This is a genomic window from Arthrobacter sp. Y81 (genome assembly GCF_002929335.1).
Lineage (GTDB): Bacteria > Actinomycetota > Actinomycetes > Actinomycetales > Micrococcaceae > Arthrobacter.
The window spans coordinates 1-24,464 of sequence record NZ_PJIL01000027.1 but is presented as its reverse complement, the minus strand read 5'-3'; the positions used below and the strand labels follow the sequence as shown (position 1 = coordinate 24,464).

At 65.1% G+C, this 24,464-nt stretch carries 25 protein-coding genes and 1 pseudogene; 14 read left to right on the top strand and 12 right to left on the bottom strand.

The genetic code is table 11. From position 1 onward, the window contains the following. The 6 genes from CXQ91_RS22490 to CXQ91_RS22465 all read right to left on the bottom strand — a co-directional run bounded on the left by CXQ91_RS22490 (position 1) and on the right by CXQ91_RS22465 (position 4,936). A complete protein-coding gene (locus CXQ91_RS22490) occupies positions 1-435 on the bottom strand; it encodes a low molecular weight phosphatase family protein (RefSeq protein WP_104176086.1) in 435 nt (144 codons plus the stop codon). Next, the gene (locus CXQ91_RS22485; protein ID WP_104176085.1) at positions 432-1,091 is read right to left on the bottom strand and encodes an arsenate reductase ArsC; all 660 of its coding nucleotides are present in this window, start codon (positions 1,089-1,091) and stop codon (positions 432-434) included. Before CXQ91_RS22485 ends, CXQ91_RS22490 begins: the two co-directional genes overlap by 4 nt. A 32-nt stretch (positions 1,092-1,123) precedes the next feature. After that, positions 1,124-2,506, bottom strand: coding sequence for an FAD-dependent oxidoreductase (locus CXQ91_RS22480; protein WP_104176084.1), 1,383 nt, complete (start codon positions 2,504-2,506; stop codon positions 1,124-1,126). Positions 2,507-2,670: 164 nt separating this feature from the next. Continuing rightward, on the bottom strand, positions 2,671-3,648 hold the full coding sequence (gene trxB / locus CXQ91_RS22475; protein ID WP_104176103.1) for a thioredoxin-disulfide reductase: 978 nt from the start codon (positions 3,646-3,648) through the stop codon (positions 2,671-2,673). Between the two features lie 43 nt (positions 3,649-3,691). Continuing rightward, positions 3,692-4,114, bottom strand: a complete 423-nt coding sequence (locus CXQ91_RS22470) for an arsenate reductase ArsC (RefSeq protein WP_104176083.1) — start codon at positions 4,112-4,114, stop codon at positions 3,692-3,694. A 147-nt stretch (positions 4,115-4,261) separates the two neighbouring features. Continuing rightward, on the bottom strand, positions 4,262-4,936 hold the full coding sequence (locus CXQ91_RS22465) for a helix-turn-helix domain-containing protein (protein ID WP_104176082.1): 675 nt from the start codon (positions 4,934-4,936) through the stop codon (positions 4,262-4,264). 45 nt (positions 4,937-4,981) lie between these two features. Here CXQ91_RS22465 and CXQ91_RS22460 point away from each other — a divergent pair, with 45 nt between their 5' ends. From CXQ91_RS22460 to CXQ91_RS22425, 7 genes are all read left to right on the top strand, one after another. Next, on the top strand, positions 4,982-5,722 hold the full coding sequence (locus tag CXQ91_RS22460) for an MIP/aquaporin family protein (protein ID WP_104176081.1): 741 nt from the start codon (positions 4,982-4,984) through the stop codon (positions 5,720-5,722). 83 nt (positions 5,723-5,805) lie between these two features. Next, entirely contained in the window at positions 5,806-6,156 is a 351-nt protein-coding gene (locus CXQ91_RS22455) for a metalloregulator ArsR/SmtB family transcription factor (RefSeq protein ID WP_104176080.1), read from the top strand. Between the two features lie 35 nt (positions 6,157-6,191). Then, positions 6,192-6,677 carry a GNAT family N-acetyltransferase gene (locus CXQ91_RS22450; protein WP_104176102.1) on the top strand — a complete coding sequence of 162 codons (486 nt, stop codon included), beginning with the start codon at positions 6,192-6,194 and terminating at the stop codon, positions 6,675-6,677. A 79-nt stretch (positions 6,678-6,756) separates the two neighbouring features. Then, entirely contained in the window at positions 6,757-7,095 is a 339-nt protein-coding gene (locus CXQ91_RS22445) for a YnfA family protein (RefSeq protein ID WP_104176079.1), read from the top strand. A gap of 841 nt (positions 7,096-7,936) precedes the next feature. Then, complete coding sequence (locus CXQ91_RS22435) at positions 7,937-8,992, top strand: permease (protein WP_104176101.1); 1,056 nt, start codon at positions 7,937-7,939, stop codon at positions 8,990-8,992. Then, positions 8,982-9,752, top strand: a complete 771-nt coding sequence (locus tag CXQ91_RS22430; protein WP_104176078.1) for a TIGR03943 family putative permease subunit — start codon at positions 8,982-8,984, stop codon at positions 9,750-9,752. Before CXQ91_RS22435 ends, CXQ91_RS22430 begins: the two co-directional genes overlap by 11 nt. 118 nt (positions 9,753-9,870) lie before the next feature. Next, entirely contained in the window at positions 9,871-10,992 is a 1,122-nt protein-coding gene (locus CXQ91_RS22425) for a hypothetical protein (RefSeq protein ID WP_146072416.1), read from the top strand. 144 nt (positions 10,993-11,136) lie between these two features. Here the strand turns inward: CXQ91_RS22425 and CXQ91_RS25655 are convergent. From CXQ91_RS25655 to CXQ91_RS22410, 3 genes and pseudogenes are all read right to left on the bottom strand, one after another. Then, positions 11,137-11,222, bottom strand: a pseudogene (locus CXQ91_RS25655) (ribosomal protein bL36); the annotation flags it as partial. A gap of 499 nt (positions 11,223-11,721) precedes the next feature. Continuing rightward, entirely contained in the window at positions 11,722-12,147 is a 426-nt protein-coding gene (locus CXQ91_RS22415) for a DUF302 domain-containing protein (RefSeq protein WP_104176076.1), read from the bottom strand. Between the two features lie 122 nt (positions 12,148-12,269). After that, positions 12,270-12,527: a metal-sensitive transcriptional regulator gene (locus CXQ91_RS22410; protein WP_104176075.1), complete on the bottom strand. Its 258-nt coding sequence runs from the start codon at positions 12,525-12,527 to the stop codon at positions 12,270-12,272. Between the two features lie 125 nt (positions 12,528-12,652). Here CXQ91_RS22410 and CXQ91_RS22405 point away from each other — a divergent pair, with 125 nt between their 5' ends. The 7 genes from CXQ91_RS22405 (at position 12,653) to CXQ91_RS22375 (ending at position 18,253) form a co-directional block, all read left to right on the top strand. Beyond that, the gene (locus CXQ91_RS22405; protein ID WP_104176074.1) at positions 12,653-13,273 is read left to right on the top strand and encodes a rhodanese-like domain-containing protein; all 621 of its coding nucleotides are present in this window, start codon (positions 12,653-12,655) and stop codon (positions 13,271-13,273) included. Beyond that, the gene (locus CXQ91_RS22400; RefSeq protein ID WP_104176073.1) at positions 13,273-14,175 is read left to right on the top strand and encodes a sulfite exporter TauE/SafE family protein; all 903 of its coding nucleotides are present in this window, start codon (positions 13,273-13,275) and stop codon (positions 14,173-14,175) included. Before CXQ91_RS22405 ends, CXQ91_RS22400 begins: the two co-directional genes overlap by 1 nt. A 34-nt stretch (positions 14,176-14,209) precedes the next feature. Beyond that, positions 14,210-14,551: a rhodanese-like domain-containing protein gene (locus CXQ91_RS22395; RefSeq protein WP_104176072.1), complete on the top strand. Its 342-nt coding sequence runs from the start codon at positions 14,210-14,212 to the stop codon at positions 14,549-14,551. Between the two features lie 46 nt (positions 14,552-14,597). Next, a complete protein-coding gene (locus CXQ91_RS22390) occupies positions 14,598-14,894 on the top strand; it encodes a rhodanese-like domain-containing protein (protein ID WP_104176071.1) in 297 nt (98 codons plus the stop codon). Positions 14,895-14,957: 63 nt separating this feature from the next. Beyond that, positions 14,958-15,320, top strand: a complete 363-nt coding sequence (gene trxA / locus CXQ91_RS22385; protein WP_104176070.1) for a thioredoxin — start codon at positions 14,958-14,960, stop codon at positions 15,318-15,320. Between the two features lie 112 nt (positions 15,321-15,432). Beyond that, positions 15,433-16,842, top strand: a complete 1,410-nt coding sequence (locus tag CXQ91_RS22380; protein WP_104176069.1) for a rhodanese-like domain-containing protein — start codon at positions 15,433-15,435, stop codon at positions 16,840-16,842. A gap of 124 nt (positions 16,843-16,966) precedes the next feature. Continuing rightward, the gene (locus CXQ91_RS22375; protein WP_104176068.1) at positions 16,967-18,253 is read left to right on the top strand and encodes an MFS transporter; all 1,287 of its coding nucleotides are present in this window, start codon (positions 16,967-16,969) and stop codon (positions 18,251-18,253) included. A 443-nt stretch (positions 18,254-18,696) separates the two neighbouring features. Here the strand turns inward: CXQ91_RS22375 and glpX are convergent, their stop codons facing one another. The 3 genes from glpX to CXQ91_RS22360 form a co-directional block, all read right to left on the bottom strand. Further along, entirely contained in the window at positions 18,697-19,734 is a 1,038-nt protein-coding gene (gene glpX, locus CXQ91_RS22370; protein ID WP_104176067.1) for a class II fructose-bisphosphatase, read from the bottom strand. A 79-nt stretch (positions 19,735-19,813) separates the two neighbouring features. Beyond that, entirely contained in the window at positions 19,814-21,331 is a 1,518-nt protein-coding gene (gene glpK / locus CXQ91_RS22365; protein ID WP_104176100.1) for a glycerol kinase GlpK, read from the bottom strand. A gap of 139 nt (positions 21,332-21,470) precedes the next feature. Next, a complete protein-coding gene (locus tag CXQ91_RS22360; RefSeq protein WP_258074226.1) occupies positions 21,471-23,228 on the bottom strand; it encodes a glycerol-3-phosphate dehydrogenase/oxidase in 1,758 nt (585 codons plus the stop codon). Between the last annotated feature and the right edge of the window lie 1,236 nt (positions 23,229-24,464).

The following is a 24,464-nucleotide window of genomic DNA, read 5'->3' as shown; positions in this document are numbered from 1 at the left end:
CTAGTTCCCGGTCAGCTCCGCGTGGAGCTTCTGGACCCGGGCCTTGATGTCGTCCCGGACCAGGCGCATGCGTTCCATGCCTTCAATGCCGCGCTCGGAGGGCTCGTCTGTCTCCCATACCTCGAAACGGGTGCCTTCGTGCGGTTCGAGCTTCGCTTCGGTGCCCAGGATGATGACGGCGTCAACGGTGTCCAGGACCTCGTCGGTGACGGGCTTGGGGTGTTCGCCCGTGATGTCGATGCCGAGTTCGGTCAGGGACTCCACGGCCTGCGGGTTGAGGGACTTGCCCGGTTTGGTGCCTGCGGAGTAGACGGTGACGGCCCCTCCGGCGAGCTGGTTCATCAGGCCGGCGGCGAGCTGGGATTTGCCGCCGTTCTTGCTGCACACGAAGAGCACTGCGGGGGTCTTGTGGGCGTCGGGTGTTTCCTGGGTCATGAGTGCGTTGTTTCCTTTGTGAGTGAGGCGACCAAGGTTTTGACCCGGTCGTGAATCAGGTCGCGGATCTCCCGGACCGTTTCGAGGGGCTGGTCGGCCGGGTCCGGCAGTTCCCAGTCCTCGTACCGTTTTCCGGGATAGATAGGGCAGGAGTCTCCGCAGCCCATCGTGATCACGACGTCCGAGGCGCGCACGACGTCGTCGGTGAGCGGCTTTGGGTAGTTCAGGGACAGGTCCAGGCCCATCTCGGACATTACAGTCACGACGGCGGGGTCGAGTGCGGATGCCGGCAGGGAGCCGGCGGAACGGACGTGGATCCTGCCCTTGGCCTCGACGGTGAGCAGGGCGGCGGCCATTTGGGACCGTCCGGCGTTCTGCACGCAAACGAACAAGACCTCGGGCACCTCGGAGTCGACCGCCCCTTTGGATTTGGCCAGGGCGTTCAGCCGGTCGCTGGCGAAGTGTTCGGTGGTGGCGGGCAGGTAGGTGGTGATCTTCGCTGTCCGGGCCAGGGCTGTGTAGGACTCGAAGACGTAGCGCTCGACGGTTTCGGCGGCGAAGATCCCGGCGAAACGGTCCGAGAGGCGGGCGCTGATGCGGTGCAGAAGCTCGGTGTTGTCCTGCAGACCCAGGCTGGTTTCACGGTGTTCAGTCATGGCAGCACTCCATTGCTTGATTGGCGAGGTTCCTAGCTGATGCCGGATCGGCCGTGGGTCAGGCCGGTGGGGAAGCCGACCAGCACCGGTTCCGGTGTGCCGCAGCATCCCGCCTCAACCGTGTCTGTCGTGGCCGCGGCAGATGCGGGGACGTCGCAGCTGGTGCCGGCGTCGGTGGAGCAGACGCCGGTCTCGGGGAGTTCGAGGTGGACGGTGTCCGCGGCTTCACGGTCTCCGGCGAGGGCGGCCACGACGGAGCGGACCTGTTCGTAGCCGGTGGCCAGCAGGAAGGTCGGCGCCCGTCCGTACGACTTCATGCCCACGATGTAGAAGTCCTTGTCCGGGTGAGCCAGGACCTTCGCGCCGTGCGGCGGAACGGTGCCGCAGGAGTGGAATTCCGGGTCAATCAGCGGGCCGAGTTCCACCGGCGCTTCGACGGCCGGGTCAAGGTTGAGGCGGAGTTCGCGCAGGATCTCCAGGTCCGGGCGGAAGCCGGTGCAGGGCACCACGACGTCGGCGTCCAGGGTGCGGCCGTCAACCGCTTCGACCGTCACGCCGGAATCCAGTGCTTTGAGGGAAGCGATGCCGAAGTTGGTGTGCAGTTCGATTTTGCCGGCCTCCACGAGGCGGCGGACCCGGCCGCCGAGCTGGCCGCGGGCGGGAAGCCCGTCGGCGTCGCCACCGCCGTAAACCTTCGCCGCGGAGTCACCGCGGACCGCCCACCGGATCCGGGTGTCCGGTTCGTCCTTGGCCAGGTCGGCGAGACTGATGAGGGTGTTGGCGGCGGAGTGGCCGGCGCCGACGACCAGGACACGGCGGCCGGCGAATGAGGCGCGGTCACGGCCGGTGACGTCCGGGAGCGGGGCGGAGATCCGGTCCGCTGCGGCGTCCTCGCCGATGGCGGCCAGGCCGGAGGTGCCCAACGGGTTGCGCCGGGACCAGGTGCCCGAGGCGTCGATGACCGCAGCCACGGTGTGGTCACGCGTTTCGCCGTCCTGATGTTCGACGCGGACCACGAAGGGTGTGGTGCCGCGGTCCCGGACGTGGGTCTTGTCCAGGCCCTGCCGGGTCACAGCGATCACGCGGGCGCCGGTCTGCAGCCGGGTCGCGATCTCGGGAAGGGCGGCCAGCGGCGCGAGGTAGTTGTCGATGAGTTCCCCGCCGTAGGGAAGGGCCGTGGGACGGGGCGATTCCCAGCCGGTGCGTTCCAGGAGGCGCAAGGCGGCGGCGTCGAGGTTGAACTGCCACGGTGAGAACAGCCGGATGTGGCGCCAGTGCTCAATGGCCGCGCCCGCCGTCGTGCCTGCCTCAAAGATTAGCGGCTCGAGGCCGCGCTCGAGCAGGTGGGCCGCGGCGGCCAGGCCCACGGGGCCGGCGCCGATTATGGCAACGGGAAGGTTCTTGGTGGTATCCATGCTGTCCTCATTCTCATCCGTTGGTGATGGTGGGTGGTGCCTGCCGGTTCCTTGTGGGTCCGGCAGGCACCGGGGTGTCAGCAGCAGTCCTGATCGTCGTCGCAGCAGCCCGAGTCTCCGCAGCATCCGGTGTTCATTCAGCTCACCTCCTCCCCTGTTCGGGTTTAGGCGTGGGTGGGTTCTTCCACCAAGGCGGTGGCGATGCTGTCCGCGTCGTCCAGGGCGGCCAGGTAGCGTTCGGCGTCCAGGGCCGCGGCGCAACCGGTGCCGGCGGCGGTGATGGCCTGGCGGTAGCGGTGGTCCACGGCGTCGCCGCACGCGAACACTCCGGTCAGGTTGGTGACGGTGGTGGGCGAATCGACCTTGATGTAGCCCTCGGCGTCCAGGTCCACCTGCCCGGCCACCAGCTCGGTGCGCGGCACGTGCCCGATCGCCACGAAGATACCCGTGGCGGCCTGTTCGCGGGTTTCGCCGGTGCGGGTGTCCTTGAGGGTGACACCGGTGACCTTGCCGTCGCCGTGGATGGCGCTGACGGCCGAGTGCCAGGCGAAGCTGATCTTCGGGTTGTCCTTGGCCCGCTGGGCCATAATGCGGGAGGCCCGGAGTTCGCCCTTGCGGACCACGACGGTCACGGACTTCCCGAAGCGCGTCAGGAAGGTGGCTTCCTCCATGGCGGAGTCCCCGCCGCCGACGACGATGATGTCCTGGTCGCGGAAGAAGAATCCGTCGCAGGTGGCGCACCAGGAGACGCCGTGGCCGCTGAACTTCTTCTCCTCAGCCAGGCCGAGCTCCTTGTAGGCCGAACCGGTGGCGAGGATGACGGCGGGTGCCTCGTGGATGTCGCCGGCGCCGGTGACCACCCGCTTGAGGTGCCCGGTCAGCTGAACCTCGGTGACGTCGTCGAACACCACCTGCGCGCCGAACCTTTCGGCCTGCTGCTGCAGGCCGTCCATGAGCTCCGGGCCCTGGATCCCGCCGGGGAAGCCGGGGAAGTTCTCGACCTCGGTGGTGTTCATCAGCGCGCCGCCGGCGGTTACCGATCCGGCCAGAACCAGTGGCTTCAGTCCGGCGCGGGCGGCGTAGATGGCCGCGGTGTAGCCTGCGGGGCCGGATCCGATGATGATCAGCTGCTCGGCGGTCACTTCTTTGGTGCTCACGATGTCTCTCCTGGGTTCCGGGGCTGGGTTACTTGGCGGCGGGGATGAGGGACGCGATCAGGCCTTCAATGCGGCCCTTGATTTCGTCGCGGATGGGCCGGACCGCGTCCACGCCCTGCCCGGCAGGGTCCTCCAGGACCCAGTCCTCGTAGCGTTTGCCGGGGAAGTACGGGCATTCATCGCCGCAGCCCATGGTGATCACCACGTCCGATTCCTTCACGGCCTCGGTGGTGAGGACCTTGGGGATCTCGGCGGACATGTCGATGCCGAGCTCGGCCATGGCTTCGACGGCGGCCGGGTTGACCTTGTCGGCGGGCTGCGAACCGGCGGAGCGGACTTCGATGCTGCCCTTCGAGAGGGTTGACAGGAACGCGGCGGCCATCTGTGAGCGGCCGGCGTTGTGGACGCAGACGAACAGGACGGAGGGCTTCTTGGCGGTTTCGGTGCTCACGGGTTTCTCCTGGAATCAGTTAGGTGTGGTCGGTTTTAATGAGGTCGTCGTCCCGCACCGCTTTTACTGACTAGACATTGATGTTTGTCGATGCATGCAGTATCGAACAATACATCGATACTTGTCAATATTGGCGGGTGTCGGGTTTTACGCGGCGTGCAGGCGGGGCGCGAGGTCGCTGATGCGGCGTGCGATGTCAGTGAAGGCGCCTTCGAAGGCGTCCTCGGTGTTCAGCCGGAGCGGATCCGGCACGGACCAGTGGATCCCGCCCAGGTTGGGGATTTCCTCGTGGGCGTTATCGCACACGGTCACAACGAAGTCTTCATCGTGCGCCACCTCATCCAGCCGGCGCGGGGGAAGGTCCGCGAGAGCGACGCCGTGGCGGCGGGCGACATCAATGGCGCCCGTGGCGATGCGGTCCGCGGGGTGCGTGCCCGCGGAGGTTGAGGGGATTTCGCTGACCTGGTTCCAGAGTGCGACGGCCAGCTGGGACCGGGCGCTGTTCCGGGTGCAGACGAAGAGGATGCGGCGGGCTCCGTGTTCGCGGCCGGGAGCCAGTCCTTCCAACGCCCCTGCGGCGAGCCGGATGTAGCTGCGGCGCTTATCCGCCTCGGAACGGTGGCGGGTCGCCAGGCCTGCGCCTTCCAGCGCGCGCAGATGATGGGACAGCAGGTTTGACGGCATCCCGAGTTCGGCCTGCAGCTCCGTGGGGGAAAGGTCTCCCAGGGTCAGCAGGTCCACGATCCGCAGCCGCGCAGGATCCGCGAGGGCCGCGTGCTTGGCGACCCGCGACCGAAAGACTTCAACTGGGTCAGTATTCATTGGTTCAATTTTGACTGAGTAAATATCTTGAGTCAAGCTGTTGGTATGACTTCTCAACAACCGCCGCTGTGGCGCCGTGCCGTCGCCGAACTGCTCGGCACCAGCTTGCTCGTGATGATCGTTGTCGGTTCCGGGATCGCTGCCCAGCAGCTCTCCCCGAACGACGTCGGCCTGCAGCTGCTCCAGAACAGCACCGCCACCGTGCTGGGCCTGACAGTCCTGATCCTCGTGTTCGGTCCCGTCAGCGGCGCCCATTTCAACCCCATGGTCTCTCTGGTGGACTTTGTACTGGGCCGGCGCGGCGGTGCCGGACTGACCCTGCCGGAACTGGGCACGTACACCGCTGCGCAGACAGTGGGTGCAATCAGCGGCAGCGTCGTGGCGAACGCCATGTTTGAGGTGGGCACCTCCATCTCGGTCAAGGACCGAGCAACGACGGGGCACCTGCTGGGCGAGGTCGTAGCGACCGCCGGGCTCATCCTGCTGATCTTCGCCCTGGCCGCCACCAAACGGGGCGTCCTCGCAGCTCCCGCCGTGGGCGCCTACATCGGCGCCGCGTACTGGTTTACATCCTCAACCTCGTTCGCGAATCCGGCCGTAACAGTTGGCCGCATCTTCAGTGATACCTTCGCAGGCATCGCCCCGGCGTCCGTTCCCGGTTTCGTCCTGGCGCAGCTGGTCGGCGCGGCTGCAGGACTTGGGCTCCTCGTCATCCTGTTCCCCTCCGCGGACCACGCGGCGGACGATGCCGCTCTCCCCCACACCTCCAAAATGACCAGCTCATAGCCTTCGGCGGCACCCCGTCCGGCCGAGTCGAGCTCTTCCGGCTTATACATTGATGATTATCAATATTGGGGCATAATGGGTACATGAACTTGCTGCCCGTACTCGAGCCGGCCACGGATGAAGCCTGCTGCACTCCGGCAGGGCCCCCTGCCCTGGGCGCCGAGGAGGCAAAGCAGAAAGCCCTGGTCTTCAAGGCGCTGGCCGACCCGAACCGGCTGCGGCTGCTCTCCATCGTCAAGGCCGACGCCTCCGGCGAATCCTGCGTGTGCGACCTGACCGGTCCGCTGGACCTGGGCCAGCCCACCGTCTCCCACCACCTGAAGATCCTGGTCGAGGCCGGGCTGCTGCACCGCGAAAAGCGTGGCACCTGGGCCTATTACTCCTTGGTCCCCGGCGCCCTGGAACAGACGGCCGGGCTCCTGGCGACCCTGTGACCGCGCCGGAACCATCCACGATCACGATCCGTGCCATGCGCCGCGACGACTGGCCGGTCGTCCAACAGATCTACCGTGAAGGCATCGGCACCGGGCACGCCACCTTCGAATCAGAGGCGCCCGACTGGGAACAGTTCAACACCTCAAGACTGCCCCGCCACCGGCTCGTCGCCGAGACCGCGGAAAGCAGGATCCTTGGCTGGGCCGCCGTCTCCCCCGTATCTGCCCGCCCCGTCTACTCAGGCGTGGTCGAACACTCCGTCTACGTCGCGGCCGAAGCGCGCGGGCTCGGCGTGGGAGCGGTGCTGCTGAGGGCCCTGGCAGAATCCACCGAGGGTGACGGGATCTGGACCATCCAGGCCAGCGTCTTCCCCGAAAACGAAGCCAGCCTCAAACTCCACCTCGCCAACGGCTACGTCGTCGTCGGGCTCAGGCAGCGCATCGCCAGGATGACACACGGGCCGCTGACCGGGCAGTGGCGCGACACCATTCTGATCGAACGCCGCTCCCCCGCCCCCTGAACCGGGCGCGGGCCCCTAAACGAAAGGCTGCGCAGGGCCTTCCAAAGAAAAACATGGCCGGTTCTGCCAAGATAAATCCGTGACCATCGCAAAAACCGTCCTGTTGTTCGCCCTCGCCGCAGCGGCTGAAATTGGTGGGGCCTGGCTCGTCTGGCAGTCGGTCAGGGAGGGCAAGGAATGGTGGTGGGCCGGACTCGGAATCCTCGCCCTGGGGATCTACGGCTTCGCCGCAACGCTGCAACCGGACGCCCACTTCGGCAGAATCCTCGCCGCCTACGGCGGCGTGTTCGTGGCCGGGTCCCTGGCCTGGGGCATGATCTTCGACGGGTTCCGACCCGACCGTTGGGACATCACCGGCTCCGTGATCTGCCTCCTCGGGGTGGCCGTGATCATGTTCGCACCACGCAACGCGGCATAAAACTCGACTTCCAGTCGGCCGACTACCCGGGACGAGGACCAAATGAGAATAGAACTTCTCCACATCGATGACTGCCCCAACACAGAAAAAGCACTCGAGCAAGTACAAGCTGCCCTGGTCGCCTTGGGCGCCAAGATGTCCCCGTCCACGTACGGCGCATCAAGACCCCAGCGGATACAGCCGGGACCGGTTTTGCCGGTTCGCCTACGATCACAGCAGACGGGGCCGACATCTTCCCCGCCGGAGCGCCGACCACTGATCTAGCATGCCGGATTTACCCCACTCCCAGTGGTCTAGCCGGCGTCCCCACCGTCGATCAGGTGGTGGAAGCGCTGACAAAGCATGGCCTCTGATACACACCGCCAGTGTTCCTCATCCGTTTACGATCGTGAGATCAACCCAAGGGCACAGTCATGGTTCGACGGCACAGCGACCCACCTTCTACGCAATCCTATAGACCTGACCACTTCAGGCCCGATGCGTGGGACCGTCAGTCTTCGGCCCGCTCAGGGTTCGTCAGGGGCGGGAAAGGCTGGCTGAGCAGCTTACCATTTACTAGATTGATGGCACCGATGCGCATGAGGCCACTGATGCGAGTGGTTACGGGTGAGAACTCAGGTAGCGGCCACTCATGAGCCTTCGGGGGCCATTGCCTAGACTGGGGCCATTGCACCGGACCGGGCGGGTGGCTCGATATGGGCCGGCGTTACACTCATGACGGTGCTTTGTGGAACGTATCTTCGCTGTGTCTGTCGGTCACCGTCTGCCGGCCGGATGTCCCTGGCAGCCGCGCCGGCGACAGGGACAGGCGGATGCGACCCAGTAGGGAGTGCCCGTGCCGGTGCCAGCCACAGACAAACGCGTCGAGGCACGCCATGACGCCCCCACGCATGCCCTCCCTGGAACCCGGCGCCGGCCTACTGCGGGGCTGCTCATCGGATTGGCAGTCTTCGCGGCCCTGCTGGCGCTCCGAATCCTCGCTCCGGCGGAGGAGGGAAGCTCGTGGCTGGCGGATGCCGCCCGTGATTTTGTTTCGCTGTCGATCAGCGTGGTGATCGAATCCCTCCCCTTCGTTTTCCTCGGCATCGTGCTCTCGATCGGAGTGCAGATCTGGCTGCCGGACGGTTTCCTGCTCCGTCGGCTGCCTGCGCATCCGGCGCTCAGGCGGCCCATCCTTTCCCTGCTGGGCATGCTGCTTCCGGTGTGCGAATGCGGGAATGTTCCCCTGGCCCGCGGGCTGATCGTCCGGGGCCTGACCGTGTCCGAATCCATGACGTTTCTGTTTGCCGCGCCGATCCTGAATCCGATCACGATCATCACCACCCAGCAGGCATTCGGCTGGGACAACGGCATCCTCATTTCCCGGATTGCCGGCGGCTTCCTCATCGCCAACCTGATCGGATGGATCTATAGCCGCCATCCCCGCCCCGAGGCCCTGTTGACGTCCCGGTTCCAGGAAGAGTGTTCCCTGGAGGACCACGCCGGGCAGGCCGCGGGGAAAGTGGGACGCAGCGTGCAACTGTTTGTCCGGGAAACCGGCGCCATGATGCCTGCTCTGTTCATCGGAGCCGGCATCGCGGGCTTGATCCAGGTCGGGGTTCCGCGGGACGTCCTGGTCTCGGTGGGGAACAGCCCGGTCTGGTCGGTCGCGGCGCTAATGGTCCTGGCCTTTGTCGTGGCGGTGTGCTCCAATGTGGACGCGTTCTTCATCCTGTCCTTCGGCGCAACGTTCATGCCGGGCTCCATCGTTGCATTCCTGGTATTCGGGCCGATGATCGACGTGAAGATGCTCGCCCTCCTTCGCACCACCTTCACAGCGAAGACCCTCCTGCAGCTCACCGTGGTGGTCGCACTGTGCTCCGCCGCCCTGGGATTGGCGGTCAACTATGTTCTATAGGCGGCTTCTTGACCGCTGGCTCGGCGTGCTGCTGAGCATCATCGGCGTCGTTGCCACCCTCTGGCTGGGCGTCACAGGGCAGCTCGCGCTTTACATCCACCCGCGGTACTTCGTGTTCACCATCATCATGGCCGTGATCGCCGGGGTACTGGCGCTGGCCGCGTTCGTCCTGGTTCCCGACGGCGCCGCCGCGCATCCCGACGAGCACGGGCATGCCGACGCCGGCAACCGCCGCTGGAGACGGCTGGGTGCCGCAGGAAGCACACTGATCGCCGCCGCGGCCGTCGTGGGACTACTGATCCTGCCGCCGTCCACGCTCAGCACCGCGACGGTCACCCAGCGCGACCTCAACGGCTCGGCATCGACGCTTTCGAGGGACGAAGCGGTAGAACTCGTGGGCGCTGACTACACAGCGTTCACCATGAAGGACTGGATCTCGCTGCTGCGACAGGGGGTTGGCGAGGAATACCTGACCGGCAAGACGGCAACAGTCACCGGATTCGTAACACCGGACAAAAGCGACCCGGAGAACGTGTTCTTCGCCGCCCGCTTCGTCGTGACATGCTGCGCCGTGGACGCCCAGCCAATCGGCCTGCCCGTTTACTCCCCGGGCTGGCAGGACCGGTTCGATACCGACAGCTGGGTAACCGTCTCCGGCGGATTTCGAACCAACCCGAGCCGGTTTAGCGATGAGGTTTTGGTGATGGTCCCTGACTCCATCGCCACTGTTCCGGAGCCGGATTCTCCGTATGTCTACTAAGCGCTCCGCGGCCCAACGCAAAAGACCCCGGCCAACCAAACACATCCCGGCACCTGCAAGACGTCGGCGCGGGCTCTCATATGCCGTACGGCTCCGCGGCAGTATCGCACTCCTTCTGGTGCTCTGTGCTGCCCTCACGGCTGCGAATATCGCCACCGAACCACGCCCGAACGCGGTGTCGGCGCTGGAAGGGACAGCCGGCACCTCCGGCTTCGAGCTCTACACGCTCGAACGCGACGTCACCGACGACAACGCCGGAAAGAAGAAACCCGACACCATACGGGGAACCAACATCGTCGACTCGGGCGACGGCGCCGTCATCCTTACCGCCCCCCGGATCCAGGAATACGCCGCGCTCCCCACCGCCCTTGCCGCCGTCACGATCAATGACGACAACACCAGCTCCCTTGAGATCATCCCCCTGTCCGGCGGACCAGAGGCTCAGGTGCCGCTTCCGGGAGCCGGAAAAGTCGAACTCCTGCGCGGAGCTTCCAAGAGATTCGTCGGCTTCGCCTTCTCCAGCATCCCGCCGTCACAGCAGCACTGGAAGACCTTGTTCGTCTACGACACCGAGGATCCCTCAACGCCCCCGCGAGAAATTCGCGGTCTCGATGGAAAGCCCGTTTCCGTCCTCAACTGGGCCTTCGTCCCGAACACCTTCTCACTGGTAGTGCAGAACGAATCCGGAACCATGATCCTCGCCGACGCCCTCGCTGCCGCAAACCCCGCGCCGTTGGGCCTGCACGCCGAGTTCCACGGCTTCGTTCCCGGAACCACGGAAATTTACGTCATCGACGCATCGTCCGACCCCACAAACAAGGTCGCGAAAAACTCAACGATCGATCTCACTAACGGGACCGTCCGCCCGCTCGACCTCAAAGCGGTCAACCGCAACGACAGGTCATGGCCAGGTGCCACGGTTCTCCTCAACGAAAGCGGCCGGTACGCCCAGAGCACCAGCGAAAACACCGCAGGTAAGGTCACATCCGTGCTCACGGTGACAGATGCGACGGGATCAGAGACGCTCTACCAACCGGATCCCGCCTGGTCGCGCATCGATGGTTACTGCCCCTCCCCGGACGGAAAGTTCATAGCAGTCGAAGCAACAGCGCCCGAAGGCGCCGCTGACCGGTACCCTGTCCTGCCCGCCCATTCACCCATGCGGACCGAGATCATCGAGCTGGACACCGGCAGACACGCCCGCAGCCTCCCGGGATTCCTCCCCAGCTGGTGCAGATAGACCCCCGGTAAGGCAGCGTATCCGGCGGCCTCGACGTAAAGCCCCGGCCGATTGTGGCTGGCGGGAGCGGTGCCGGCACTGCCAACCCATCCCCCGACGATGCCACGGAAGGGGTGCCGGGCGTAGAAGATCCCGGAACCGGACCTAGCCTTGTCGGGCCTTTATCCGGGGTTTTTGTTGATGACAAAGGTACGGCCGCGTCGGCGGACTATCTGCGCATCAGGCATCCTGGTTCACTGAACGTCTCCAGGAGCTCCTCCGCCCGGACGCCGGCTTCTTTCAACGTTGAGGCCACCGCCCAGCCCCAGAACCCATCGGTTTACACCGAGGTGATGACTGCCCGCTTCCCTGCCGGCACGGGAAACACGGCGCCTTCCTCTGCAGCGATGACATCTGCCCAGATCCGGGATCGGGTGTTCGCTTTTGCCCGGACCGGCGGGTCATGCCGGCGGTAGGTCACGCCGTCGACAAGGCAGGTCTCGCCGTGGGCGGCAGGAAGGGTGTGTGTTCGAGCACACGGGTCCCACGGTCCCGCAGCGCCTGCGCCGAGCGCATAAAACCATTCGACGATGTCACGATAAAGAGCGTGGACAGCGAAATAAGTCGAGGCAACCCCGGCGGCGGGGACCGCCCTCCGTCACTGGCCCCTGTCAACGCCACGGTCCTGGGCTGGCTAACGAACCTCGACTGATGGGAGGTTTCCAGTTCGGATTCCGGCCGCCGGATTAATCAGCTGGGAATTCCATTAGATGCGCTTATGCCGGCGAGGGCTTTTCGCAGGCGGACATCGGCGTCGTCCGCGACCTCCCGGACGGCCGGACTATCGCTGAGCTGGACCATGGTTTGCGGATCGATGGCTTCGACTGTGGTCTCGCGTGCGTCCTTGGCTCGTCGGACAATGACGTTGCATGGAAGCAGCGCACCGAGCTCGGGTTCGGCTGCGAGGGCGCGGCTCGCCAAAGCGGGGTTGCAGGCGCCAAGGATTACGTAGTCACCGACTGCATCCCCGGCGTCGATCCCGAGTTTGGATGCAAAGGTGGCGCGGACGTCAATTTCCGTGAGTATGCCAAAGCCCTCTTCCCCGAGTGCCTCCCGGGTGCGCTGGACAGCGTCCTCCCACGATAACGGGACGGTAACGGTGTGGGTGTAGCTCATAAGCCTGCTCCTGATATGTCGTTAGATACGGTCCGGGTGGGTTCGGCTCGGGGCCGTGCCGTGCCGTGCCGTGGCAGTCTGGGGGGAACTCCCCGGGCACGGGGTCGTGCGGTCCCTGGTTGTCAGGCGAGGGAGAGGAAGAGCTTTTCGAGCTCTTTCCGGTCCATGGTGGTGTCTTCGCGGACGATGCATTGCTCCAGTCCGCTGGCGATGATGGCGAAGCCGGCCCTGTCCAGGGCCTTCGAGACGGCAGCCAGCTGCGTGACGATTTCCTTGCAGTCCCTGCCCTCCTCCATCATGCGGGTGACAGCTGCTAGCTGGCCCTGTGCGCGCTTGAGGCGGTTGACCACCGGGGTCAGTTCAGTCGGATCGAGTTGCATGAAGTCTCCAAAAGAGTGGGCGTCTTGCCACCAACCATATACCCCATGGGGTGTTTTGCATACCCCCATGGGTATCTGCAATACTGGGTGGGGTATACAAGACCAACTCCTTCTGAGAGGCATCCATGACTCCTACTTCCCCCTCCACCGCCATCACCGCCCTTGCCCCGGAGACCTTGCGCAGCTGGGTCGTCGAACACCAGGACCTCGTGGTTATCGATGTGCGTTCTGCAGCGGAATTCGAGTCCCTGCATATCCGCGGCTCCTACAACGTGCCGCTGCCGCTGCTGTCCGAACACACCGATGAGCTCGCCGCCCGTCTGGGCAGCCGCGTCGTCCTGGTCTGTCAGTCCGGGGCGCGGGCCGAGCAGGCACGCCAACGTCTGGACAAGTCCGGCCTCGATGCGGCCTACGTCCTGACCGGCGGCGTCCCCGGCTTCGCAGCGGCCGGTGGCGACGTGATCAAGGGCAAGGACCGCTGGGACCTGGAGCGGCAGGTCCGCCTCGCCGCAGGTTTCCTGGTGGTCCTGGGCCTGGCCGGCGGCAAGTTCATCTCCCCCAAAATCCGCATGCTGGCCGGCGCCATCGGCACCGGCCTGACCTTCTCCGCAGCCACCAACACCTGCGCCATGGGCCAGGCCATCTCGGCAATGCCGTGGAACAAGGCCGCCAAGGAGCCCACCCGCGAAAGCGCCATCCTTGCCCTGCCCGTCAACACCGATGTGACTGCGGGGGCCAAAGCATAATGAGCGCCACCCTGCTCCTCGTTCTTGCGCTGTCTGTGGTCATCGGGCTCTCGCTCGGTGTCCTGGGAGGCGGCGGATCGATCCTGACCGTGCCGATCCTGGTCTACGTGGCAGGGTTCGAGGCCAAGGAGGCCATCGCGGCATCACTGTTCGTCGTCGGCGTCACCTCCGCGGTGAGTGTGTTCAGCCACGCCCGCGGCGGCCGGGTGAGGTGGCGGACCGGACTGATCTTCGGCGCGGCCGGCATGGCCGGCGCATTTGTCGGCGGCCTTCTCGGGGGCCATATCCCGGGCCAGATCCTTCTCATCGCCTTTGCGGTCATGATGGTGGCCACCTCCGTGGCCATGCTTCGCGGCCGGAAGAAAAAGTCCGACGCCGATGGGCCCGTCACGCATGAACTGCCGCTTGGCAGGGTGCTGCTGGACGGCGCCGTCGTCGGGCTGGTGACCGGACTGGTCGGCGCGGGCGGCGGATTCCTTGTTGTACCAGCACTGGCGCTCCTCGGCGGCCTGCCGATGTCCGTTGCCGTGGGTACCTCGCTGGTAGTCATCGCGATGAAGTCCTTCGCAGGGCTGGCCGGATACCTCACCACCGTCCAGCTGGACTGGGGCATCACCCTCGGTGTGACAGCGGCGGCCATCGTCGGCACGCTGGTTGGGTCGAAGCTGGCCGGCCGCATCCCGGAAGCCGCGCTCCGGAAGTCCTTCGGCTGGTTCGTTCTGGCTATGGGAACCTTCGTCCTCATCCAGCAGGCCCCGGCCGACCTGCGGTGGTTCATCGCCGCCGGCGTCGCGGCCCTGGCAGCGGCCACTGCTGGTGTCTGCTGGTTCTTCATCAGCTCCTGCCCCCTGCGCAACCGCAACAGCCGGCACCGCAATGTTCCCGTTCCCACGCCGGCCTGAACCCACCACCGCAACAGCTACTAAGGAGAAGACCATGGGCCTCGTCAGCTCACTGAAGAAAGCTTTCAGCAAAACCTACAGGACGGTATCAGTCGCCCAGGCCAAGGAACTCCTGGCCTCAGGCGCCGCCCTGATCGACGTCCGCTCCGCCCAGGAATGGCGTTCCGGACACGCACAGCAGGCCAAACACGTGCCGCTGGACAGGCTCCAGACGACCACTGCCGGGATCCAGAAATCCCGGCCTGTGATCGCCATGTGCCAGTCCGGGGTCCGCTCCGCCTCCGCCGCCCGGCTCCTTGCCGCACAAGGTTATGAGGCCCATTCCCTGCGCGGCGGCATGGGCGCCTGGCGCCGGGCCGGCGAACCCGTCCGCTAAGAAACACCCGAACCACATCCAGCCGAACCATTCGAAGGAGAAACAAGTGGCTGAAATCAATATCAATGAAGCCGACCAGCGCCGCTCCAATGCCCGGATCCTCGATGTCCGCGAGGACTTTGAAGTCGCCGAAGGCATGATCCCCGGCGCACTGCACATCCCCATGGGGCAGCTGCAGGCACGGCTGTCCGAGCTGGACCCCGCCGTGCCCGTGATCGCTGTCTGCCGCAGCGGCAACCGTTCCGCCCGCGTCGCAGACGCACTCAACGGTGCCGGCTTCACCGCCGACACCATGACCGGGGGCATGATCGCCTGGACCCGCGCAGGCCTGCCCACCACCTGACCGCCCGTCAGGGTCAGGACCACACACCCGTTTGAGAGAGCACCGGAAGGACGCGAACCTGTCATGGCAACCATCGACATCACTGAACAGAACTTTGCAGCGACCCTGGAGAACAACGACATCGTCTTCGTTGACTTCTGGGCAGCCTGGTGCGGCCCCTGCCGCATGTTCGCCCCCACCTACGGCGCCGCCGCCGAACGGCACCCGGACATGACCTTCGCCAAGGTCGATACCGAAGCCGAACAGACCCTGGCCGCGGCGGCCGGCATCACCTCCATCCCCACACTGATGGCCTTCAAGGACAAAACCCTGGTCTTCTCCCGGCCCGGAGCACTGAACGCCGCAGGACTGGAAGATGTCATTCAGAGCGTAAAGAACCTGGACATGAACAAACTACGGGCCGACGCCGCACGGCAGCAGGCCTAACAGCCACAGCCGCAACAGCGTGGCACACCACCTGATTGCCGCATACCCCCAGGGGTATTAGAATTGAACCAAGAGAGCCCAACGAAAACTTCCCCCACGAAGGAGAGCACCAATGCTTATCGAGCGCATTTACGACGAGGATCTCGCCCAGGCCAGCTACCTGATCGGCTGCCAGGCCAAGGGCGAGGCCATTGTTGTTGACGGCCGACGGGACATCGCGGTCTACCAGGACCTGGCCGAGAAGAACGGCATGAAGATCGTCGCCGTCACTGAGACCCACATCCATGCCGACTACCTCTCCGGCACCCGCGAACTGGCCGCCGCCACCGGCGCCAAGATCTACGTCTCCGGCGAAGGCGGCCCGGACTGGCAGTACGGCTTCGACGGCGAACGGCTTTACGACGGCGACACGATCGCCCTGGGCAACATCAGCATCCAGGCCGTACACACCCCGGGCCACACCCCGGAACACCTCTCGTTCCTGGTGACCGACGGCGCGTTCAGTGACCAGCCCGGCTACCTGCTCTCCGGTGACTTTGTCTTCTCCGGTGACTTGGGTCGGCCGGACCTGCTCGACGAGGCGGCCGGCGGCGTGGACACCCGCTTCGTGGGCGCGAAGCAGCTCTTCGCCAGCCTGCGGGATAAGTTCCTGACCCTCCCGGACTACGTCCAGGTCCACCCCGCCCACGGTGCAGGCAGCGCCTGCGGCAAGGCCCTCGGAGCCATCCCCTCAACCACGGTCGGCTACGAGCGCCTCTACGCCTGGTGGGGACCCTACCTCGCCGCCAATGACCAGCAGGGCTTCATCGACGAACTCCTCGATGGCCAGCCGGACGCGCACGCCTACTTCGGCCGGATGAAGCGCGAAAACCGTGAAGGCCCGGCCCTGATGGGCAAACGCGCCCCGCTGCAGGAACTGGACCCCGCCGACGTCGCCAAGGACCTCGCAGAAGACGCGGTGACCTTCATCGACACCCGCTCCAACAGCGAGGTCCACGAGGGCACCGTGGCCCGTTCCCTGAACGTTCCCGCGGGCAAATCCGTCGCCAGCTACGGCGCCTGGGTGGTCAATCCGGAAACCGACACGAACCCCCTGGTGCTCCTGGCCCCCGGCCAGGAAGCCGCGCAGGACATGCGGGACCACTTGGTCCGCGTCGGCATCGACAATGTCGCCGGCTACGTCACCAGCATCCACGGCCTCCCCATGACCGCCCCGAAGCTCATCCGGCCCGCAGACCTGGCCGACTTCGATGCGGCCATGGTCCTGGACTTCCGCAACCGCACCGAGCACACGGCAGGGCACATCCCCGGATCCCACCAGCTCAGCGGCGGCCGGCTCATGTGGCACCTCGATGAACTGCCCTCCGAGGGCACCATCGTGACCTACTGCCAGAGCGGTGTCCGCAACTCCGTAGCCGCCAGCGCCCTGCGCCGCGCCGGGTACGACGTCGTCGAACTCGACGGCAGCTACGCAGGCTGGACCGCATGGCAGCAGACACGCGAAACCGTGTCCACCAACTAGGCAAGGTAGCACCCACCCGCTCAATGACAGCCAAGGCGGCGGCACGGAACATCCGGCCGCCGCCAAAGCCGTGTTCCCGCAATCGGAACACCGACCACCTCGCACTGAAACTTGGAGCGCGTCCATGAGATCCGGCAACACCTCTTCACCGCGGCGACCCGGGCAAAGGGATCTCATCACCCTTGGCCTACGCCAGAACCTGGCCCAGTTCATGCTCCTTGTTACCGTCAACGCCCTCGTGGGTGGCACCCTCGGCCAGGAGCGGACGGTACTGCCGCTGTTGGCCGAAAAGGTTTTCCACCTCGACCTGTACACCTCCGCCCTGACATACATCCTGGCGTTCGGCGTCGCCAAAGCGGCAACCAACTACTTCGCCGGAACCCTTTCTGACCGCTACGGCCGCAAACCGGTCCTCGTCGCCGGCTGGCTCATCGCCCTCCCGATCCCCCTCCTTCTGATCTTCGGCGATTCATGGGGCTGGATCATCGCAGCCAACGTCGTCCTAGGCATCAGCCAGGGCCTGACCTGGTCCACCACCGTGATGATGAAGATGGACCTCGTCGGCCCCGAACGCCGCGGCCTGGCAATGGGACTGAACGAAGCAGCCGGCTACCTCGGCGTCGCAGGCGCCGCGCTGGCCACCGGCTACATCGCGTCCACCTACGGACTGCGTCCCGGGCCGTTCCTGCTCGGCGCCGCCTTCATCGCCGTCGGACTCGGCCTGTCAGTGCTGACCGTCCGCGAAACACACCACCACGCCAAAGCCGAAGCCGCGAACCACGTCCCGGTCCACGCGGGGACCCAGGCCGGGCTGAGCAACCGTGATGTCTTCATCCTGACAAGCTTCCGGGACAAATCACTGTCCTCCGTCAGCCAGGCGGGCATGGTGAACAACCTCAACGACGGACTGGCCTGGGGGCTGTTTCCGGTCCTGTTTGCCGCAGCAGGGCTCAGTATCGAACGCATCGGCATCCTCGCCGCCGTGTACCCGGCCGTCTGGGGCGCCGGGCAACTGGTCACCGGTGCCCTCTCAGACCGGATCGGCCGCAAACCACTCATCGCCGGCGGCATGCTCATCCAAGCCCTGGCGCTGGGAATCGTCGCCGTCGGAAATGACTTCGGAACCTGGCTTGCCGCCGTCGTCCTGCTCGGCGCCGGCACAGCCATGGTCTACCCCACCCTGCTCGCAGCGATCGGCGACGTCGCCCACCCCGAATGGCGGGCCCGGTCCGTGGGAATCTACCGTCTGTGGCGCGACGGCGGCTTCGCCCTCGGCGCCCTGCTCTCCGGCCTCATCGCCGACGCCTATGGCATCCCCGCCGCCGTCGCCGTCGTCGCCGCCCTAACGGCGCTCTCCGGGGTCATCGTGGCCATGCGCATGCGCAGCACCGACCACCGGCCTGTGGCCTGAATGCGTGGGAGAACGTGTGCTCGTGCGATGTCGACTCGGCTGCCGATGATGTCTAATCGGTTGCTCGAACCAAGGAGGCGAGCTCAACGTAACTCACATGCCCCACGGTTACAGATGGCCGTGACCTGCGCGAACTCCTTTCGAGGTTCGTCGCAAGCTGTCCGAGCTCGTTGAGGATCCGGAACCGGTGATGCAGCAACGCGTCCGGGTCTTCATTGACGAGGGCACCTACTGCCCGGGATTTCAGTTCCTCGCCGGCGGGCGTCGCCAACTCTTTGGTTCCATAGTGACGGACCCAAACCTGACGTCAGGAAGAGGCCGCGGGATAAGACCGTGATCGCCACTGGCGCGCGGAGCGGCCCCGAAGGACAGCCTGATCGTGGATGGGTGGAGGACACACCCACTATCAAACTGTCCTTCGGCGGCCGCGAGGTTGCCTGCCTTTAACTCTGGCGGGAATAGGATTCCCATTTGTGGGGCTGGTGTTCGCCGTCGACGAAGCGGACGGTGCCTGATTTGGACCTCATCACGATCGACTGAGTCAGCACCTTGTCCTTGGCGTAGCGGACTCCGCGCAGGAGGTCGCCGTCGGTGATGCCGGTGGCCGCGAAGTAGCAGTTGTCGCCAGTGACGAGGTCGTCGGTGGAAAGGACCCGGTCCAAGTCATGGCCGGCGTCGAGGGCCTTCTGCTTCTCGTCGTCACTCGTGGGCCACAGCCGGCCCTGGATCACGCCGCCGAGCGTCTTGAGGGCGCAGGCCGTCACGATGCCTTCCGGTGTTCCGCCGATTCCCATGAGGGCGTCAACGCCGGTGCCGGAGCGGGCTGCAGCGATCGCGCCGGCGACGTCGCCGTCCATGATGAATTTGGTGCGGGCACCGGTTTCGCGGATTTCCTCCACCAGCCCGCGGTGGCGATCGCGGTCCAGGATCATGACGTTGAGCTGGTTGATTTTGACGCCCTTGGCCTTGGCGATGAGGTGCAGGTTCTGCTTGACGGGCAGGCGCAGGTCCACGACGTCCGCTGCATCCGGTCCGGTGACCAGCTTCTGCATGTAGAAGACGGCGGAGGGGTCGAACATGGCGCCGCGTTCGGCCACGGCGAGGACGGCGAGGGCGTTGTTGATGCCGAGGGCGGCCAGGCGGGTACCGTCGATGGGGTCCACGGCGACATCACATTCGGGGCCGGAGCCGTCACCGACGTGCTCACCGTTGTACAGCATGGGGGCTTCGTCCTTTTCGCCTTCACCGATGACGACGACGCCGTTGAAATGGACGGTGGACAGTAGGGAACGCATGGCGTCTACGGCGGCGCCGTCGGCCTTGTTTTTGTCGCCGAACCCGACCCAGTGGCCGCCGGCGATTGCGGCGGCTTCGGTGACGCGGACGAGTTCCAGGGCCAGGTTCCGGTCGGGTTCGTCATCGCCTACGGCCAGCGCCGGGGATAGGGTTGAATAGCAGGTTGATCTGGAAGCGTCAGACAAAGTGGCCTCATTCTTGAACGGTAGGGGATGCGCGGCCGTCAGTGTGCGGCGGATCCGCTTGGGGAGCCTGCGATGGATCTTATTTCACATCCTCGTCTACCCAGTCCATGGATTTCGTGACGGCCTTCTTCCAGAGCCGGAGCTGGCGGAAGCGCTCGGCGTCGTCCATTTTCGGTGTCCAGCGCTTGCCCTCGCCCCAGTTGGCGGTGAGCTCCCCGAGGTCTTTCCAGAAGCCGATGGCCAAGCCAGCGGCATAAGCGGCACCGAGCGCCGTGGTCTCAACGATCCTGGGCCGTACCACGGTCACTCCGAGGATGTCGGCCTGGAACTGCATAAGGGCCTCGTTGGCGACCATGCCGCCGTCGACCTTCAGCTCGGTCAGGAAAACCCCGCTGTCGGCGTTGACGGCCTCCAGCACCTCGCGGGTCTGGAACGCGGTGGCTTCCAGCGCTGCCCGGGCAATGTGGGCCTTGGTGACGAAACGGGTCAGTCCGAGCAGGGCCCCCCGGGCCTCCGGATGCCAGTAGGGTGCGAAGAGGCCGGAGAATGCCGGTACGAAGTAGACGCCGCCGTTGTCCGGCACCGACGCGGCCAGGGCCTCAATCTCCGGGGCGGAATTGATCAGGCCCAGGTTGTCCCGCAGCCACTGGATCAGCGATCCGGTCACGGCAATGGATCCTTCCAGCGCGTATTGCGGCTTCGCGTCGCCAAGCTTGTAGCCGAGCGTGGTCAACAGGCCGTTGCTGGAATGAACGATGTCCTCGCCGGTGTTGAAGATCAGGAAGCAGCCGGTGCCGTAGGTGTTCTTGGCCTCACCCTTGCCGAACGCGGCCTGGCCGAACGTGGCTGCCTGCTGGTCTCCGAGGATACCGGCAATGGGAACTCCGCGCAGCAGCTGAGAGTGGTGAACGGCGCCGTAGACCTCCGAAGAGGACCTGATTTCGGGCATCATGGACCTGGGTATTTCAAACTCCTCCAGGATGCTGTCGTCCCATTGCAGTGTTTCGAGGTCCATGAGCAGGGTCCGGGACGCGTTGGTGACGTCGGTGATGTGAATGCCGCCGTCGGTGCTGCCGCCGGTCAGGTTCCAGATCACCCAGGAGTCCGTGGTGCCGAAGAGCAGGTCCCCGGCCTCGGCCTTGGCCCGCGCACCCTGAACGTTGTCCAGAATCCATTTAATCTTGGTGCCGGAGAAGTAAGTGGCCAACGGCAGGCCGACCTGCTTCTTGAAACGGTCCACGCCGCCGTACCTTGCCAGCTCGTCGACGATGTGCTGGGTGCGGGTATCCTGCCACACGATGGCGTTATACACCGGACGTCCCGTCTTCTTATCCCAGACGACGGCAGTTTCACGCTGGTTGGTGATCCCCACGGTGGCGATGTCGTGGCTGGTCAGGTTTGCCTTGGACAGCGCTGAACCGATGACCTCGCGGATGTTGTCCCAGATTTCGACGGGGTCGTGTTCGACCCACCCGGGCTGGGGAAAGATTTGCTCGTGTTCTTTCTGGCCACTGGAGACAATATTGCCGGTGTGGTCAAAAGTGATGGCACGGCTGCTGGTCGTGCCTTGATCGATTGCGATCACATACTGCTTCATCATGACGTCCTTGTCTTAGGGAATGACGGTGTTCGGGTGCGCCGCGGTTACGTTGCGGCGGTGAATACAATGGGCGCAGCGGCGGCAACGATGCCGGCCAGGGGGCCGACGGCGGGCAGCGGTCCGGCCCTGACGGGGGTCAGGAAATCTGGCTTTGTACCGGGATGCCGTGGAAACGCTGCAGTACGTCTTGTGCGTGCGTGACTTCCTGCGTGACCCTTGCCGTATCCCAGCCGAGCGGTCCCGCCAGGGTCTGGGCCAGCTCGATGAGGAGCTCGGCGGTGACCAGGCCGCGGAAGGCCAGGGATGTGCGCCGGATGAGGACGTCGATCACGTGTCCGATCTGCTCGTGCCGTGCCATGAACTCTATTTCGCGCAGGCTCAGCTCGGGGGTCGAGCTGAGGACGCGGTCCTCGCCGGCGGTGAGGTACGTGATGATGTCGGTTGCACGGGTGCCGTAGCGGGTCAGCAGTCCTTCGACGCGGGCGGCGTCCAGATCATCGGACACGTGCCGTGCGATCCAGGCCTGCACATCGGGCTCGGTGGCCGGGAACTCAGCTCCGCCGCCGATGGGAAGCTTGGCGGTGGAAACCTTGCGACTGTGACCAAGGATGGCCAGGACATCGTTGGTCATGTGCTCGGACAGGGCCCGGAAGGTCGTCCATTTGCCGCCGACAAGACTCAGGACCGGAACGCCGGTGCCGGCGATTTGGCGGTCCCCGCGTTCAATGCGGTAATCGCGGGAGACGAACCCGGGGTGCTCGGCATCATCACTCGGGAGCGGGCGGACGCCGGCGAAGCTGTACACGATGCTCTCCCGGGTGATCGTGATGTCAGGAAAGACGTGTTTGATCAGGTCGAAGAAGTATGTGATCTCCTCGTCGGTGCAGACGGCGTCCTCGTCCATGTCGGCGCGGATGTCCGTAGTGCCGACCAGGACACGGTCCCCCATGGGGTAAATCAGGACGATCCTGCCGTCTGTATGTTCAAAGAAGATTTCGCTCCCTTGGCAGGCGTCGAATAATGCGGGGTGATCCAGCACGATATGGGAACCCTTGGTCCCTCCCATAAACAGGGAGGGCGAACCCAACGCCTCATTGGTCAGGTCGACCCAGGCCCCGGTCGTGTTCACGATCACATCGGCCGTGAAGGAGAACGACTCCCCCGTTAGCTCGTCACGGAGCTGGACCCCTTCGTCGCCGATGCCGGTGACGCTGACGTAATTGGCGGCGCGAGCTGTGTCATTGCCCGAGCCTGCGGCCTTCTGGCCGTCCTGGAGGACATCCAGGGTGAGCCGCTCCGGGTTGTGAACGGACGCATCGAAGTACGTGGCCGTGTATTTCACGCCCGGATTGAGATGGGGAAGTTCCGCCAGGGCCTTTGAGCGCCCCTTGAATTCGTGCCGTGGCACGGTACCGCCGTCCCGGGAGAACGAGTCATATAGGCTCAGCCCGATCTTGATCAGGAGGGCCCCACGCTCCTTGGGGGTGCCGTGCTGTTTGTGCGTCAGGAACCTCAGCGGGGCGGCCAGCACGCCGGAGAAGGTGCTGAAGATCGGAATCGTGGTTTTCAGCGGCTTCACATAGTGCGGGGCGAGTCTCAGGAGCCGGTTGCGTTCGGTGACCGATTCCTTGACGAGGCGGAATTCGCCGTTTTCAAGGTAGCGGATCCCGCCGTGGATCATATGGGAGGAGGCACCGCTGGCACCCTGGCAGTAGTCCCCGCGTTCCACGAGGGCCACATCCACGCCCTGCAGCGCCAGGTCCCGGAAAGTGCCGACCCCGTTGATGCCCCCGCCGATTATCAGCACCTTTGCCCGAGGGCGTTCACGCAGACTTTCAACCGTGGCGCGGGAAGTGGCCGGCCTTTGGTCACCTGTGGATTCATGCTTGCTCAAAGTTGCTCCCTTGCAGCTTGTCGTTTCGCGCCCTGGGGCGACTTCCCTTTCATTCTTCGAACAAACTGGGAATATGTCCAAGCGTTCTGCACAAACGTGCAAGTCTCGAATCTCCGGCAGTTTCCCCTTCGGCATGGGCTCATTCGATGTGTCGCAGTACGACCACTGACCCCGGAAACGCGGGGATTTCTTCCGCGCGGCACGGAATTATTGCCTGCGGGATCTGCACCAGGAACTTGCCGACCTCCCTCCTGACAGGCTGGACTGATCCGGCTTAGGATCCGGACAGACGTGCACGTTATCCCGGCCACGGATACCCGTACCAGTCCATCGCCGCAGTAGCCCGGCTTCTTCCGGACGGGCGTCGCGCATCCCGCTGCCATCACCCAACCGGCCCAAAGGCGACGCCGGTTTTTGCGGCGTGATTTCGCGGAACCCGAATCCACAGCCTTGCCTGCCACCTGGTTCATCCTGGACCGATGTTCCACCACGTATTCGGTGTCTGCTTTGAGCCCTGTGCGGGCCGCGAAGTTGTCCTTTGGGCTGACCGGGAAATTGCCGTGGCCGCGCCCAAGGACGATGGACTCCTTGATGGTTTCCGGCTTCATGACTTTGACGGTCGTTTGGGGCATAACCAAGTCGGAGACCGTCAGGGCGAGCGACCCGGGCTTGGAGAGGAAAGCCCCCGTGCTGTGCAAGCCTTGGGCGGGACTGCCAAGCGCAGCGGAGAGCCCGCCCAACCGGGCACTGTCCGTCGTTGCGGTGCCGATTGCTTCGGCGACCAGGCCCGCTTTGCTGGCGACAGTCCCGCCTTGCCAACGCCTAGTCCGGGATTAATGGCGATGCCAGGCCCGACGCATTGGCACCGGCAGCCCAGCCCGCGTTCGTCTCAGCGTCCTCGGAGTGAGTGAGGCCGGCCCGCACCGCACCCCAGTCAACAGAGAGACGGGGTCAGTGGTGGCCAAGGTTCTGATGCCGGTCAGGGCACCGTCGTTCTTCGCCTGTTGCTAAGAACAGGCAGCAGCGACCACACACCGTCGACAAGCATCACTAGCAAGCCCGGTCCCGGGCGGCTGAGCATATGCTCGTCCCCGGGACCTTTTGTGCCCGGCACTCTTCATGGTAAGGACCGCTACCAGTCGTGGACGGTGCCGTCCAAGAGGCGGTTGTACGGCAGGTAGGCCTGCTGGTACGGGTACGTGGCCGCGGCCTCTTCGTTGAATTCGACGCCGATGC